The organism is Streptomyces sp. NPDC025793 (genome assembly GCF_055558375.1).
Map to the genome: position 1 here is coordinate 176,222 of NZ_JBVHMR010000018.1, position 13,735 is coordinate 189,956.

Genomic DNA, 13,735 nt, shown 5'->3' on the forward strand with positions numbered 1-13,735 from the left:
CCGGCACGTGCAATCCGGCAGTGCCCGTGGGGCAACGACCACTGATCTCTCGAACGGCCAGTCGCGAAGCCGCAGTCCGCCCGACCGGGCGGTGGCCGTTCCCTGTGCAGGAGGTGTACTAGTCATGGACCTTGGCATTCACGGTCGTACCGCGGTTGTCTGTGCGTCGACGGCCGGCCTGGGCGAGGCCACGGCGCGCGCGCTCGGCGCGGAAGGCGCCCGGGTGGTGATCTGCGGGCGCCGTGGGGACGTGGCCAAGGCGATTGCTGCGGAGCTCCCCGAGGCGGTAGGAGTCGAGGTCGACCTCACCGCTCCGGACGGCCCGGCCCGGCTGATCGCCGAAGCCGAAGAGGCGTTCGGCCCGGTCGACATCCTGGTGCTGAACAACCCCGGTCCGCCACCGGGCGGTTCCTCGGACATCAGCGACGCGGACATCGTCGCGGCGACGGAGTCGCTGGTGCTGCCTCACCAGCGGCTGGTCTCCCTGGTCCTGCCCGGTATGCGGGAACGTGGCTGGGGCCGGATACTCGCCCTGGCCTCGATCGGTGTGGTCGCCCCCATTCCCAGCCTGGCACTGTCGAACATCGGCAGGGCGGCTCTGGCGGGCTACCTCAAGACGCTCGCCAACGAGGTCGCGTGTGACGGGGTCACGGTCAACCTCCTCCTGCCCGGACGCATCGCGACCGCACGCACCGTACAGATGAACACCTACCGGGCGGCCAAGGAGGGCGTCGACGTGGAAGAGTTCGCCGCTCGGGCCCAGGCGGCCATCCCCGTCGGCCGGTACGGCGAACCGGACGAGTTCGGTGCCGTGGCGGCGTTCCTGTGCAGCCGGGCGGCGGCGTACATCACGGGCACCGCCCTGCGGTGCGACGGGGGCGCCGTCCCCACCATCTGATGCCCGGGACGGCAGGCGCCCGTTCGGTCCGCCGCACCCCACCAGTGCCACCACCGAAGAAGGAGACATGGCCGATAGCCAGGCGGCAGTACTGTTCTTCGATCTCGCAGCCGTCCTTCTCATCGCTCCGCTGGCCGGCCGGGCGGCCCGCGCGCTCGGCCAGCCCGCGGTCCTCGGGGAGATAGTCGCCGGCGTCCTCCTGGGGCCCACGCTCTTGCAGGGCCATCTGTCGGACACGCTGTTTCCCTCCGGCCTACGGCCGTTCCTGGGCGTCCTCGCCAACGTCGGCCTCGTTCTGTTCATGTTCGTGGTGGGGCTGGAGTTCGATCACGAACGGCTGCGCGGCTTCGGCCGGGTGACCGGGGCCATCGCGGCGAGCGCGGCGCTCACGCCGTTGGCGCTCGGCTGTGTTCTCGCGCTTCGTCTCGCCCAGAGCCACGAGACCGCCAACCGGCTCGGCTTCGTCCTGTTCTTCGGCATCGCCATGTCGATCACGGCCTTCCCTGTCCTGGCGCGGATTCTCGTCGACCGGACGATGAACAGGACCCTCGTCGGTTCGATCGCGCTCACCGCGGCGGCGGTGTGCGACCTGGCCGCGTGGACCGTGCTGGCACTGGTCCAGGTGCTCGTGAGCGGCGAAGGCGGACGTCAGTGGACGGTCCTCCTGGTGATGCCGTTCGCCGCCGTGCTCGTCCTCCTGGTACGACCGCTCATGCGGCGGATGCTCACCCGGGACGGCGAGGACTCGCCGTTGACCATGGGCCGCTTCACCGCCCTGCTGGCCCTCCTGTTCGCCTCGGCCGCGGTGACGCAGCTGATCGGGCTGCACTTCGTCTTCGGCGCCTTCCTGTTCGGCCTGGTCGTGCCCAGGACGGCGACGGAACAGACCCGACAGGACCTGATGCGGCGCACACGGACGGCCGGCTCCTTCCTGCTTCCGGTCTACTTCCTGCTCTCCGGCCTGAACGTCGACCTGAGCACCCTGGGCTTCAACGGGCTGCTGGAGCTCGCGCTGATCCTCGGCACCGCGATCACCGGCAAGTTCGTCGGCACGATGGGCGCGGCACGGGCCCTGGGCATGACCGCACGGCGGTCGGCGATCCTGGCCACCTTGATGAACACACGCGGGCTCACGGAACTCATCGTGCTGGGGATCGGCCTGCAGATGGGCGTGCTCGACAAGAGCCTCTACTCGCAGATGGTCGTCATGGCGGTCGTCACCACCGGCATGGCCGGTGTGCTCCTGCGCAGGCTGGCCGGCCCGGAGGATCAAAACGCGCAGGAAGCGGACGAGTCGGTCGAGGCGGGGGCGACGGGGAGGCGGCGCTGACACGCACCGGGAGCCGTCGCCCGGGGTGATCACCTCACCCCGGGCGACGGCTCCCGCTCGGCTTGCGCTGCGCCGGTCGGCCGGCCCGGAATCAGCGGACCGTGCGGCGTCCGATCGGCGACGGGGCCGGCCGGGCCGCGCCGAGCCGCTCCGCCAGGGCCGACACGGTGGGGGCCTCCAGGACCGCCCGCGTCCGCAACTCGACGGCCAGCTCCCGCCGCACGCGCGAGACGATCTGCGTGGCATGCAGCGAATGTCCGCCCAGATCGAAGAAGTTGTCGTCGGGCCCCACCCGAGGTATCTCGAGTACATCCGCGAAGATGGCGCACAGGGTCATCTCCTGCGGCGTGACCGGCGCCCGATGGGCGGCTGTGGGGCCGAGGTGGGGGTCGGGCAGGGCTCGCCGGTCCAGCTTGCCGTTCGCCGTCAGCGGCAGCTCCGCCAGCGGCACGACCGTCGAGGGCACCATGTACGCCGGCAGCCGTGCCGTGAGCGTGGCTCTGATCCCCGCCGGATCGACATCGGTCACACCCGGGCGGGGCACCACGTAGCCCACCAGTCGTCGGTCACCGGAAGCCGGCTCGTGCACCGTCACCACGGCCCGCCCGACCGAGGGGTGAGCGCTCAGCGCGGCTTCGACTTCACCGACCTCGATGCGGAACCCGCGTATCTTGACCTGGCCGTCCTCACGCCCCAGGAACTCCAGTGCCCCCTCCGCGTTCCACCGCACCACGTCCCCCGTGCGGTACATCCGCTCTCCAGGCGTCCCGAAGGGGCAGGCCACGAAGCGTTCCGCAGTGAGTACGGGCCTCCCCAGATAGCCCCGGGCGAGGCCCGTGCCGGCGACGTACAGCTCACCCGCGGTGCCCGGAGCGACCGGGCGCAACGCGGGATCGAGGACGTACACCCTGGTGTCGGAGACCGGGCGTCCGATGAGCACCCCGCCCGCGGCCCCGCGCTCTGCCGCCCGTACCTCGTGGGTGGTGGTGAAGGTGGTGTTCTCAGTCGGTCCGTACCCGTTGACGAGCCGGACTCCGGGGAGACTGCGCAGCACGGTGTCGCACCGGCCGGGCGACAGCACGTCCCCGCCGGCCAGGAGATGACGCAGCCCTCGCAGCGCCGTCACGTCGGTGTCGACCACCTGGTGGAACAGACCTGCCGTCAGCCACAGGACGGTCACCCCGTGTTCCGTGACGAATGTCCCCAGTTCCCCTGCCGACAGCGGTCCTGCCGGGGCCACCGCCAGGACCGCCCCGTTGAGCAGGGAGCCCCACACCTCGAAGGTCGCCGCGTCGAAGGACGCCGAGGCCAGCTGGCCCATCACGTCGCCCGGCCCGATCTCGATGTAGTTCGTCCGGCGCACCAGCCGGTCGACGGACTCGTGCGCGACGAGTACGCCCTTGGGGCGACCGGTCGAGCCGGAGGTGTAGATGGCGTAGGCGGGGTGCGTGACCCGTAGGGCGGTGGTCCGCTCCGCCTGGGTGAGGTTCGTGTCCTTGAAACCGGAGAGCGCGGCGTTCGTCGACGGATCGTCCAGCAGGACGACGGGTGTGTCGTCGGCGTGCCGGTTCCACGGCCGTGCGGCCCGGGTGGTGAGGAGGCACACCGGGCGCGCGTCATCGAGCAGGTACGCGATGCGCTCCGGGGGGTATTCCGGGTCGACGGGCAGGTATGCGCCTCCCGCCTTGAGGACGGCCAGCAGGGCCAGCACAAGGTCGGCGGAACGCTCGGCCACCACCGCGACCAGCGTTTCCGGGCCTACGCCCTGCTCGGCCAGCAGGCGCGCGAGCCGGTTCGCCCGGGCGTTCAGTTCCCGGTAGGAAAGACGTGTCCGGTCGTCGACGAGGGCGAGGGCGTCGGTCATCCGGGCGGCCTGTGCCTCGAACAGTTCGGGCACAGTCGCGGGCGGGACCTGCCGGGCGGTGCCGCTCCAGTCCTCCAGCAGGCGGTCCCGTTCCTCGGCGTCGACGACCTCCACCTCGTCGAGCCGCAGACCGGGATCTGCCACCACCTGGTCGAGGACCCGTACGAAACGGCGGGAGATCGCTTCGGCCGTCGCCTGCTCGAACAGTGCGGTCGAGAACGCCAGCGCACCGCGCAGCCCCGCCGGCTCGCCGCCCGCTCCGACGAGTTCCGTCATCTCCAGGGCGAGATCGTAGGGGCTCGCCCCGTCGGTGGTTACGGGGAGATCCCCGGTCAGCGGCGCGGGTCCCCTGACGACCAGCGAGACCTGGCACAGGGGGTGGGCCGCCGGCACGGCGGACGGAGCCAGTTCCGTCACGACGGACTCGAAGGGCGTCTCCGCGTGCGCGAAGGCGCCCTGGGCGCTCTCGCCCACTCTGCGCAGCGTCTCGGTGAAAGCGGGGTCGCCCGTCAGATCGGCCCGCAGGACCAGCGTGTTGCCCGCGACGACCGTGCCCAGCGGAAGGTCGGTTCCGGCACCGAGACGGCACAGCAGAGTGGCGAGGACCGCCTGGGCGAGGACGGACAGCGTGACGCCCTCGGCAGCCGCCAGGTCCAGCGTGCGCTCATGCAGTTCTGCCCCGACGGACAGGTCTACGCGTCCGCACCGCGGATCCGCGGTGCGGGGCCGCGGGTGGTCGAACGGCAGCGTGAGCTCCTGCGGCGCGCCGTCCAGAGCCTCCCGCCAGTAGGCCAGTTGGTCCCGCTCGTCGGATGCGGGAGTCGTGCCTGCCCTCATGACGGTCTCCCTCCGGCCGCAGCCGTTGCCGTGCCGCGCTTCGTCATCGGCCGCTCAGCCGGCCTGGCCCGCGTCCATGGCCAGGACCAGGCTCCGGGGACGCATGTCCGTCCAGTTCCGTTCGATGTGTTCCAGGCAGGCCTGGCGGCCGGCGGGGCCGTGCACGGTGGTCCAGCCGGCCGGAACATCGACGTGCTCGGGCCAGAGCGAGAACTGCTCCTCGTCATTGCGCAGCACGAGGAAGGTTCCGTCCTCGTCGTCGAAAGGGTTGGTCATGCCGTGCCTCCTGGCGTGAGTGGGTCGAGATGTGCCGCGAGCGCGGCGGGAGTCGGCTGCAGGAAGAGCTGCCCGAGGCTGATCTCCGTGCCGAGCCGGGAGCCGATGAGGTTGAGCAGCCGCAGTGCCAGCAGCGAGTGGCCGCCCAGGTCGAAGAATCCGTCCTCGGCACTGACGGACTCCTGCTGCAGTACCTCCGCGAAGAGGGCGCACAACGCCTCCTCGGCGGGCCCGTCGGGGGCACGGCCGTGGGAGGTGCCCTCCGGAACGGGCAACCGGCGCGCGTCGATCTTGCCGTTGGACGACAGCGGCAGGGCGTCCAGCACGAGCACGCCGGAGGGCACCATGTACTCCGGCAGCCGGGCCCGTAGGAAGTGGCGCAGGTCCCTCACCAGGGACTCGTCGCGCCTGGCTCTGAGCGGATCGTTGGCCAGGCCGTCCGCGGGGCCGCTGTCCGGCGTGCCGGCCGTCGGGCCGGGGCCGGCTGTGACGACCACGTCCACGCAGCCGTCGCCGGGGACCAGTTCCACCTGGGCGGCCCTGGGCATCCGGTCCGCCAGTGTCGCGAAGTAGCGTGGATCGATGGCGAGTTCGCCGTTGTCCCGTTTCTCCCTGATGTCGGTGACGATCAGAACACCCTTGTCGTCCAGGGCGCGCAGAGCCTGCCCGATGATCCGGTCCACATGGGCGAGCGAGGGACAGTGCTGGGTCACGGAGTCGATCACGACCGCCCCGAAGGACTGGGGGCGGAAGCCACGGAAGTCCGTCGCCTCGCGGTGGAGAATCGTGAGCCCCGACCGTCCGACGAGGTCCGGCGCCGATCTCAGCCGGTCGATCGCCGACGAGGAGAAGTCCGTCGCCACGTACTGGCGGCAGGAGGAGGACAGCACGCGCAACAGGGTGCCGTCGCCGCATCCGATCTCCAGCACCCGGTCCGGGCGCAACGCCGGGATCCGGTCCAGCGCGGTCGGATTCGCGGGACGGTCCGCCGCCGCCCCGCGGTGCGCCTCGTCGAAGTATCGCTGGCGTTCCCGCAGGTGCTCCTCGCTCAGGGTGAGGGCATCCGCGCTCTCAGCCGTGCCGTGCTCACGGGGGACGACGTAGGCGTACATGCGGGGGTCGTCTCCGTGCGCGTCACCGCGGATCGCCACGGCGGCCTGGCCCACCGCCGGATGTTCGGCGAGGGTCGCCTCCACCTCGCCCGGCTCCACCCGGAAGCCGCGCAGTTTGACCTGGTTGTCGAGACGGCCGCAGAACTCGATGGTGCCGTCCGGCAGGAAACGGGCCAGGTCCCCGGACCGGTACATCCGCGACCCGTCGGCGGCGAACGGATCGGCGACGAACCGGGAGGCGGTGAGCACCGGACGGCCCAGATATCCGCGCGTGACACCGGTGCCGCCGATGTACAGCTCGCCGGTCACCCCGACGGGGACCGGACGCAGCCGGGCGTCCAGCACGTAGAGCCGGGTGTTGTCGACGGGGCGGCCGATCGGCGGTGCCGCGCTCACGTCATCGGCGCATTCGAAGTAGGACGCGTTGACGGTGGTCTCGGTGGGACCGTAGACATTGAACAGTCTCCGCCCCCGCGCCCAGCGGTTCACGACAGCCGGCGGCCCCGCCTCGCCACCGATGAGGATGGTCTCCAGATGGGGCAGTTCCGTGTCGGAGAGTGTCGCCAGCACCGACGGCACCAGCGCTACCTGGGTGATCCTCCGTTCGGCCAGCAGGGCCGACAGCTCACGGCCGAGCAGGTGCCGGGGGGCGATCACCAGTTCTCCGCCGCTGACCCAGGTGATCCAGATCTCCGACACGGAGGCGTCGAAGCAGACCGACGCCACCTGGAGGACGCGGGAGTGCGGCCCGAGGCCGAACGTCCGGCTCTGGAAATCGATCATGCTGGTCACCCCGCGATGGGGGACCGCGACGCCCTTGGGACGACCCGTCGAACCGGAGGTGTAGATGACATAGGCGAGGCTGTCCGGCGGGATGGTCAGCCCGAGGTCGTGTGCCGGCCAGGACGCGTCCGCGGCCGGGTCGAGGCGGACCACCATCGCGTCATCGGTGCCGACGTCCAGCTTCTCCTGAAGGATGAGGAACGGGCAGCGGGCGTCGTCCAGCATGTAGGCGATCCGCTCGGCCGGGTAGGCGGGGTCGAGCGGCAGGTAGGCTCCGCCCGCCTTGAGCACGGCGAGCATGCCGACCATCAGGTCGACTCCGCGTTCCAGGCACAGTCCGACGACTGTTTCAGGTCCCACGCCGAGGGAGCGCAACCGGCGTGCGAACCGGTTCGCGCGCCGGTTCAGCTCGGCGTAGGTGACCGCCTGGTTCTCGTACGACACCGCAGTGGCCCGAGGAGTCCGGGCGGCCTGGGCCTCGAAGAGCTGCACGACGGTGTCGGCCGGCACGGGCCGGTTGGTCCGGTTCCACTCGACGAGCTGACGGTGACGCTCCTCGTCGGTGAGCAGGGACAGCCCGGACAGCCTGACGTCCGCGGTCACCTGACTCAGGAGGCCGACGTAGTGCCGCACGAGGCGCTCCATGGTCGCCTGCCCGAACAGGTCGGCCGCGTAGAGGAGCCGGCCGGTCAGACTCTCGGGCGTCTCGTAGCAGCACATCTCGGCGTCGAGGTGGATCGTGTCGCCGTGCCCGTCCCAGGGCGACACCTCGATGCCCTTCAGGTCCAGGGAACGTCCGGCGCGCCGCTCCTGCAGAAGCTGGAAGCCGACCTGTGTCAACGGGTTCCGGCTCGGGTCCCGGGCCGGCTGCAGCTCCTCCACGAGCCGTTCGAACGGCAGGTCCTGATGGTCGAACGCGTCGAGCGTCACCTCCCGTACCCTGTCGATCAGTTCGCCGAAGGTCGGATCACCCGAGCAGTCGACCCTCGTCACCACGTTATTGACGAAGAAGCCGACGACTCCTTCGAGTTCAGCGCGGTCACGGCCCGCCACGGGGACGCCGACCACGATGTCCGTGTCACCGGTGTACCCGGCCAGCAGAGCGTCCCAGGCGGCGAGCAGCACCGTGAAGAGTGTGACATGGCGCTGTCTGCCGAGCGTCCGCAGCCGGTGCAGCACGTCCGCGGGCACCTCGAACGACACCGCACCCGCCAGATAACCGGGCATCGCGGGCCGGGAGTGGTCGGCCGGCAACTCCAGCACGGCCGGCATGCCGTGGAGGCGCTCGCGCCAGTGGTCCAGCTGCTCGCTGAGCACGTCACCCGACAGGTACGACCGCTGCCACTCCGCGAAGTCCGCGTACTGGATCTCCAACGGCGGCAGCGGAGAGGGACGGCCCGACGCGAAAGCGTCGTACAGCACGCTCAGTTCGTCGCACAGGACACCCATCGACCACCCGTCGCAGGCGATGTGATGGACCGTGAGGAGAAGAACGTGATCCGCCGCGGAGAGACGCAGCAGCCGGACCCGGAGTACCGGACCGTTCGCCAGGTCGAAGGGCTGACGTGCCTCCTCGTCCGCCAGCCGGTGCGCCTCGCCCAGTGGATCGCTCCACTGGGCGAGGTCCTCCACCGGCAGTCCGAGCGTGTACGGCGGATCGACCAGCTGCCGAGCCGTTCCGGCGTCGGTGGTGAACCTCGTGCGCAGGGCCTCGTGCCGGGCCACGATCTCGGTGACCGCCCGTTCCAGGGCGGACACGTCGAGCGGTCCGGAGAGCCGGTACGCGAAGGCCAGGTTGTAGAACGGGTTGCCCGGCATCAGCTGGTCGAAGAACCACAGGCGCTGCTGGGCGAAGGACAGCGCCAGCGAGTCGGAGACCTCACCCATCTGTGTGACTCACTCCGCGAACGTGTCCGGCGAGTACTGCGGCAGCGGGAACACGGGCCGGGTGGCCTGGGGCACACCTGCCCAGCGAAGCAGTCCGTGCCGTCGCATGTCGAGGGCGAGGTCGATCAACCGCTCGACGTCCTCGCCGAGTTCGTTCGCGATCTCACGCATCGAGCGACCGCCGTCCGCCAGGTCGAGCAACCCCTGCCACTCGGGCAGGACGGTCGCGCCGGCCCGCTGCTCGCCGGCCGGCGGCAGCCCGACGGAGCCGAGGGAACCGGCCTGCCGGAGCCGCTCGGGGCGCAGCGCGCGGAGGTCCGGCGGTTCGACTTCGAAATCGCCGATGAACAGCCGGTCGAGCCGCGAACCGTAGAGACAGTCCATCGCCTCGTCGGGGCGCTCCACGATCGGCATGCCCCGCAGGTTGAAGGAGGTGTTGAGAACCATCGGCAGACCGGTTTCGGCCTCGAACGCCTCGATCAGCGCACGGAACGGTCCCGGGTTGTCCTCGGCGACGGTCTGCACACGGCATGTGCCGTCCACGTGGACGACCTCGCTCACGAGTTGCCGCTGGGCGTCGAGCACCGGGCAGACCATCAGCATGAACGGGCTCTCGGTGTCGGGCATGTCGAACCACTTCCGGGCCCGTTCGGCGAGCACGGAACCGGCGAAGGGCCGGAAGGACTCGCGGAACTTCACCCGAGCGTTCAAGCGGTCTTTCATCCCCGGGATGCCGGGGTGGCACAGGATCGAACGGGCGCCGAGCGAGCGAGGACCGAACTCGGCCCGGTCCTGGAACCAGCCGATGATCTGGCCTCCGGCAAGAGCGCCGGCCGCGGCCGCGGCGACGGATGCGGTGTTCTCGTGCTTGCGCACCCGCAGTCCCCACCGCTCGGTGACGGCCTGGAGGTCCACGCCGGACACCCGCGGCGGCCCGAGGTAGACATGGCGCAGAACGGGAGTGGTCTTGGCAGGTGTGCCCATCAGATTGTGGTACGCGTACAGTGCCGCGCCCACCGCGTTCCCGTCGTCGGTCGCCGCCGGGAAGACGAACATCCGGTCGATGTCCGTCTCACGCCTGATACGCGTGTTCAGGCTGGAGTTCAGGAACGAACCACCGCAGGCCACGAGCGAGCGGCTGCCGCTGCGCGTGAGCACATGACGGGTCACATGCAGCACAGCCTCCTCGAACTCCGCCTGCAGCTGGGCCGCGAGGTCGTAGTGCACCTGCTCGTACGGAGCCCGGGAAGGACGCGGCACCAAGCGCAGTTCGTCACCCTCACGCACCGCGAACCCCGTCTCGACGAGGGACTCGGCGGCACGGTCGAAGCGCAGCTCGCCGTCCGGAACGAGCTCGTAGAAGAGGTTGTCGGCGCTCAGGCGCTTGCCGTAGGAGGCGAGGCCCATGGTCTTGCCGGCGTCGTCGTACGTCGTGCCGGCCTCGCGGAAGCCCAGCGCCAGGGTCACCACACGGTAGATCTCGCCGACCCCGGACAGCTCCGCGGGAGTCCAGACATGGCCGTCGCGGCGATAGCCGGCGATCCGGTCCTTGGCACGCAGCACGCGCATCAGGGGTTCGGGGCGCTCCCCCGCGCGGAAGGTGAACGCCGTCTCCCGCTCGCGGCCGGCGGCCGCCCGTGAACCGTAGGAGTCCATGATGAGGGCCACGGCCTCGTCGAATCCCGACGAGTAGAACGCGGCGCTGGCATGGGCCAGATGGTGCCCCGGGTGGGGTAGCGCGAGGCATCGCTCCGCCGGCGCCACCAGCCCCAGCACACTCAGCAGCTTCGCCTCGTCCTCCTGGTCCCGGGACTCGGTCGACGTCGCGATCCAGCCATCGATGTCGAAGGGGCTGAGTCCTGCGGCCGAAAGGATGTCCTGAGTGAGGTCGGCCATCGCCGCCGGATAGACATGCATCGGAACAGTGCCCCGCTTGACACGAGTGGTGCGCTCCAAAGCGAGCGCGAAACGAACCTCGCCGTCCTCCACCAGGCACGCACTGCTGTCATGGCTCAAATTGAAGCCAATAACGCGAGTAGAGATAGCTACCCCCAAGAGAACCGATGTCGAAGCATCAAAGACATTCGCAGCCGGACCAGAAATATGCGGGAGAATGTCCAATGCAGTCGCAGAATCAAGTACGAAGCTAACTCGCATCGAGCATCGACCGCAAGACACCCTCACAACTTTGCCGACTCCCCACATTCAGCACACGTGAAATAACTTCGTAATGCACGATCACACAGCAGATACACCTTTCAGGCCGATATGTCCCGTTAGGAAGTTTGCGGACGCATAATCACCCGATACCCGCTCCGGAACCCGTCAGGAATGGGCAACCACTCGGCAAAGGCAGGAAGTTTGCTTGACACCCCCTTCCCCGCTATGCAGGATCGGACAGGCAGACGTGCCCGACCCAACTCGGAAGCGCCGCCGCACAATCTCAGCTGACACAGGCATACGGGGGAAGATATGCCCATTTTCAGACGTCGGTCAAAGCCTGATGTGCGCCCGAAACCCTCCTTCGGTGAGGCGCGACAAACGTCCTGAACCAGTCGAATTGATCACATATTTCCTGGTTTCCGGGTGCTGAGCACCCTTGCCCATGTGGGTGTGCCGACAACGCCTCGGCAAACCTCGATGCCCACATTCTTCAGCATCTGATTCGCCGCGATGCGTCGTACATCCAGGCATCACCCACACCGCAGGGCCATGCAAGGCAGACAACCAGCATGGTGAACCGGAATCTTTCATGCAGCCAAGGCCGGCATGCCCGTCGCCGCGGAAGGCCACCCGCACAGCACCGATGCGCCTCATCGGTTCGGCGCGTGAGAAACGAAGCAGGAGAACATGACTACAACCAGCACAAACACCGATGCCGCAGTAACCACCGCGACAGTCGGCTACAAGGCATGGGTCAGGGAAATCACCGAACTTCCCTTCCAAAAACTCAGCGGCCAAGAGCTCACACAGATGTGTTACCTGTCATGGGTCGCCGCCGTCGAGTTCGCCGAAGCACTGCGGGTGGCCGAGCGCATATATGGCGACCATAAAGGGTTGCAGGACATGATCGCGGGCGAGCTGCAGACGTCCAACCTCGCATTCGATGATTACAAACGCTCGGGTGACCATCATGAGTTTCTCGCGCACTTCCTCAACAAGGGCCGGCAGTTCCAGACGTTGAAGGAAGAGCTGGGTGACTTCGCCGAAGAATACCTGCGGGAGTGCCGGTCCCTCGATGCCGAGACACGTGCCATGTCGGTCTTCAGTCGCGAAGAGGAATTGCCCGGTATCTTCGCTCGCTTCCTGGAGGCACCTGCGGAAAGCTGGCAGGCGCCGAACCTGAACGCCTACCGGTACTACCTGGAGCAGCACATCTTCCTCGATTCCGACGAGGGAGGGCACGCCGACCTGATCGGAGACCTGATCGTCGATGAGCGCGTGGAACCCTTCTACCACGCGCGGTTCAGGCTCTACCGCTGCCTGCCGACCTTCGTGGCGAGCGGCGCCTACGACGCAGAGGAGTGACTACCTGCACAGATATGCCTGCTGCGGGTGCGGGAACGCGACGGCGAGGGACGTCAGCCGCCCATCCCAGCGCCCGGCTCCGACAAGCGTGCCAGCAGGGTCGAACCCGTAGCGATGTCGAACGCTCGGACGGCAGGTCTCTGCCATCGTGCTCGGAAAGGACCTCGCCTGCATGCCCTTGAACTTTCCACGGCGCTCCGCGCTGGTCGACCAGGTGATCTCGCAGCTCAAGAATCAGATAACCTCGGGCGAGTGGCCTGTGGGACACCGTATTCCGACCGAGCCGCAGCTGGTGGAGTTGCTGGGCGTCGCCCGGAACACCGTGCGGGAGGCTGTCCGCGCACTGGCGCACAACGGCATGGTCGACATCCGACAAGGCTCGGGCACCTACGTCGTCGCCGCCAGCGAGCTGGCCGGCATGATGCGGCGCCGCTTCGCCAGTACCGACCTGCTTCATGCCGCCCAGCTCTGCAGGGCTCTTGAGACGTCGGCGGCCCTGCTGGCGGCCGAGCAAAGGACTGAAAGAGACCTTGCACAACTGGACACGTTGCTGGCACTGCGTGAGAGAGACCAGGCCGCCGGAGACCCGCGCCAATGTGAGGCAACGGACACGCGTCTGCGCAGGGCAATTGTCACAGCGTCGCACAACGACGTACTGATCGAGTTGTACGCGGACTTGGGTGATCTGGTGGTGTACTGGCTACGCATGGCCACTGCCTCCGAAACACTGTCCATACGGCGTCCGGACTACGCCGAACTGGTGGAGGCGATCCGCCGAGGCGATGGGACAGCGGCTGCGCTGCAGGCAGCAGCTCGTCCGCTACCTGCCGGGACGTCACCCAGCCCTTGACTCCGGCGAGTGCGAGTGTCCGGCGCTTGATCAAATGAACGAGGTGGCCTCTAGGTTCTGTCGTCACATTCCCGCCTGTCGTGCGGCGCCTGGCACGCGCTCCCCCAGAGGGGGCACCCCAGCCGCGTTGTCGTCGGTCGCCTACTCCCCCGCGCTCGGCTTCGCTCGCGCGGGAGGGGCCCCCGCGCGTCGACTCCCTCCTCCGCCGTGCAGCCGCGCGCACCGGACGCCGCGCGGCCCGCCCTTCGGGCGGACGACGGGAATCTGACGACAGGCCCTAGTACTGCAACCGCATCTGGGGTGACGATCAACGTCGCCTGTCGTTGATGTGACTGTGTGCTGATGTGCTGACGGTCGAGCAAATTGAGTC

8 protein-coding genes are annotated in these 13,735 nt (G+C 68.7%); 4 read left to right on the plus strand and 4 right to left on the minus strand.

Annotation, left to right across the window (positions count from 1 at the left end):
* The first annotated feature begins 124 nt into the window (after positions 1-124).
* Entirely contained in the window at positions 125-898 is a 774-nt protein-coding gene (locus tag ACZ4MF_RS30270; protein WP_467495046.1) for an SDR family oxidoreductase, read from the plus strand.
* Positions 899-965: 67 nt separating this feature from the next.
* Positions 966-2,228 carry a cation:proton antiporter gene (locus ACZ4MF_RS30275; protein WP_467495048.1) on the plus strand — a complete coding sequence of 421 codons (1,263 nt, stop codon included), beginning with the start codon at positions 966-968 and terminating at the stop codon, positions 2,226-2,228.
* 91 nt (positions 2,229-2,319) lie between these two features.
* Here ACZ4MF_RS30275 and ACZ4MF_RS30280 read toward each other — a convergent pair whose 3' ends face one another.
* The 4 genes from ACZ4MF_RS30280 to ACZ4MF_RS30295 are packed head-to-tail and all read right to left on the minus strand — an operon-like array spanning position 2,320 to position 10,904.
* Positions 2,320-4,929 (minus strand): non-ribosomal peptide synthetase, encoded by a 2,610-nt coding sequence (locus ACZ4MF_RS30280; protein ID WP_467495049.1) that lies wholly within the window; start codon positions 4,927-4,929, stop codon positions 2,320-2,322.
* Positions 4,930-4,983: 54 nt separating this feature from the next.
* Positions 4,984-5,205 carry an MbtH family protein gene (locus ACZ4MF_RS30285; protein ID WP_467495051.1) on the minus strand — a complete coding sequence of 74 codons (222 nt, stop codon included), beginning with the start codon at positions 5,203-5,205 and terminating at the stop codon, positions 4,984-4,986.
* The gene (locus ACZ4MF_RS30290) at positions 5,202-8,987 is read right to left on the minus strand and encodes an amino acid adenylation domain-containing protein (RefSeq protein WP_467495053.1); all 3,786 of its coding nucleotides are present in this window, start codon (positions 8,985-8,987) and stop codon (positions 5,202-5,204) included. Before ACZ4MF_RS30290 ends, ACZ4MF_RS30285 begins: the two co-directional genes overlap by 4 nt.
* Before the next feature lie 9 nt (positions 8,988-8,996).
* Positions 8,997-10,904, minus strand: coding sequence for a carbamoyltransferase C-terminal domain-containing protein (locus ACZ4MF_RS30295; RefSeq protein WP_467495054.1), 1,908 nt, complete (start codon positions 10,902-10,904; stop codon positions 8,997-8,999).
* A 933-nt stretch (positions 10,905-11,837) separates the two neighbouring features.
* Between ACZ4MF_RS30295 and ACZ4MF_RS30300 the strand changes: the two genes are divergently transcribed.
* Positions 11,838-12,515 carry a DUF3050 domain-containing protein gene (locus tag ACZ4MF_RS30300; RefSeq protein WP_467495056.1) on the plus strand — a complete coding sequence of 226 codons (678 nt, stop codon included), beginning with the start codon at positions 11,838-11,840 and terminating at the stop codon, positions 12,513-12,515.
* 172 nt (positions 12,516-12,687) lie between these two features.
* Complete coding sequence (locus ACZ4MF_RS30305) at positions 12,688-13,365, plus strand: FadR/GntR family transcriptional regulator (RefSeq protein WP_467495058.1); 678 nt, start codon at positions 12,688-12,690, stop codon at positions 13,363-13,365.
* Positions 13,366-13,735 lie beyond the last annotated feature (370 nt).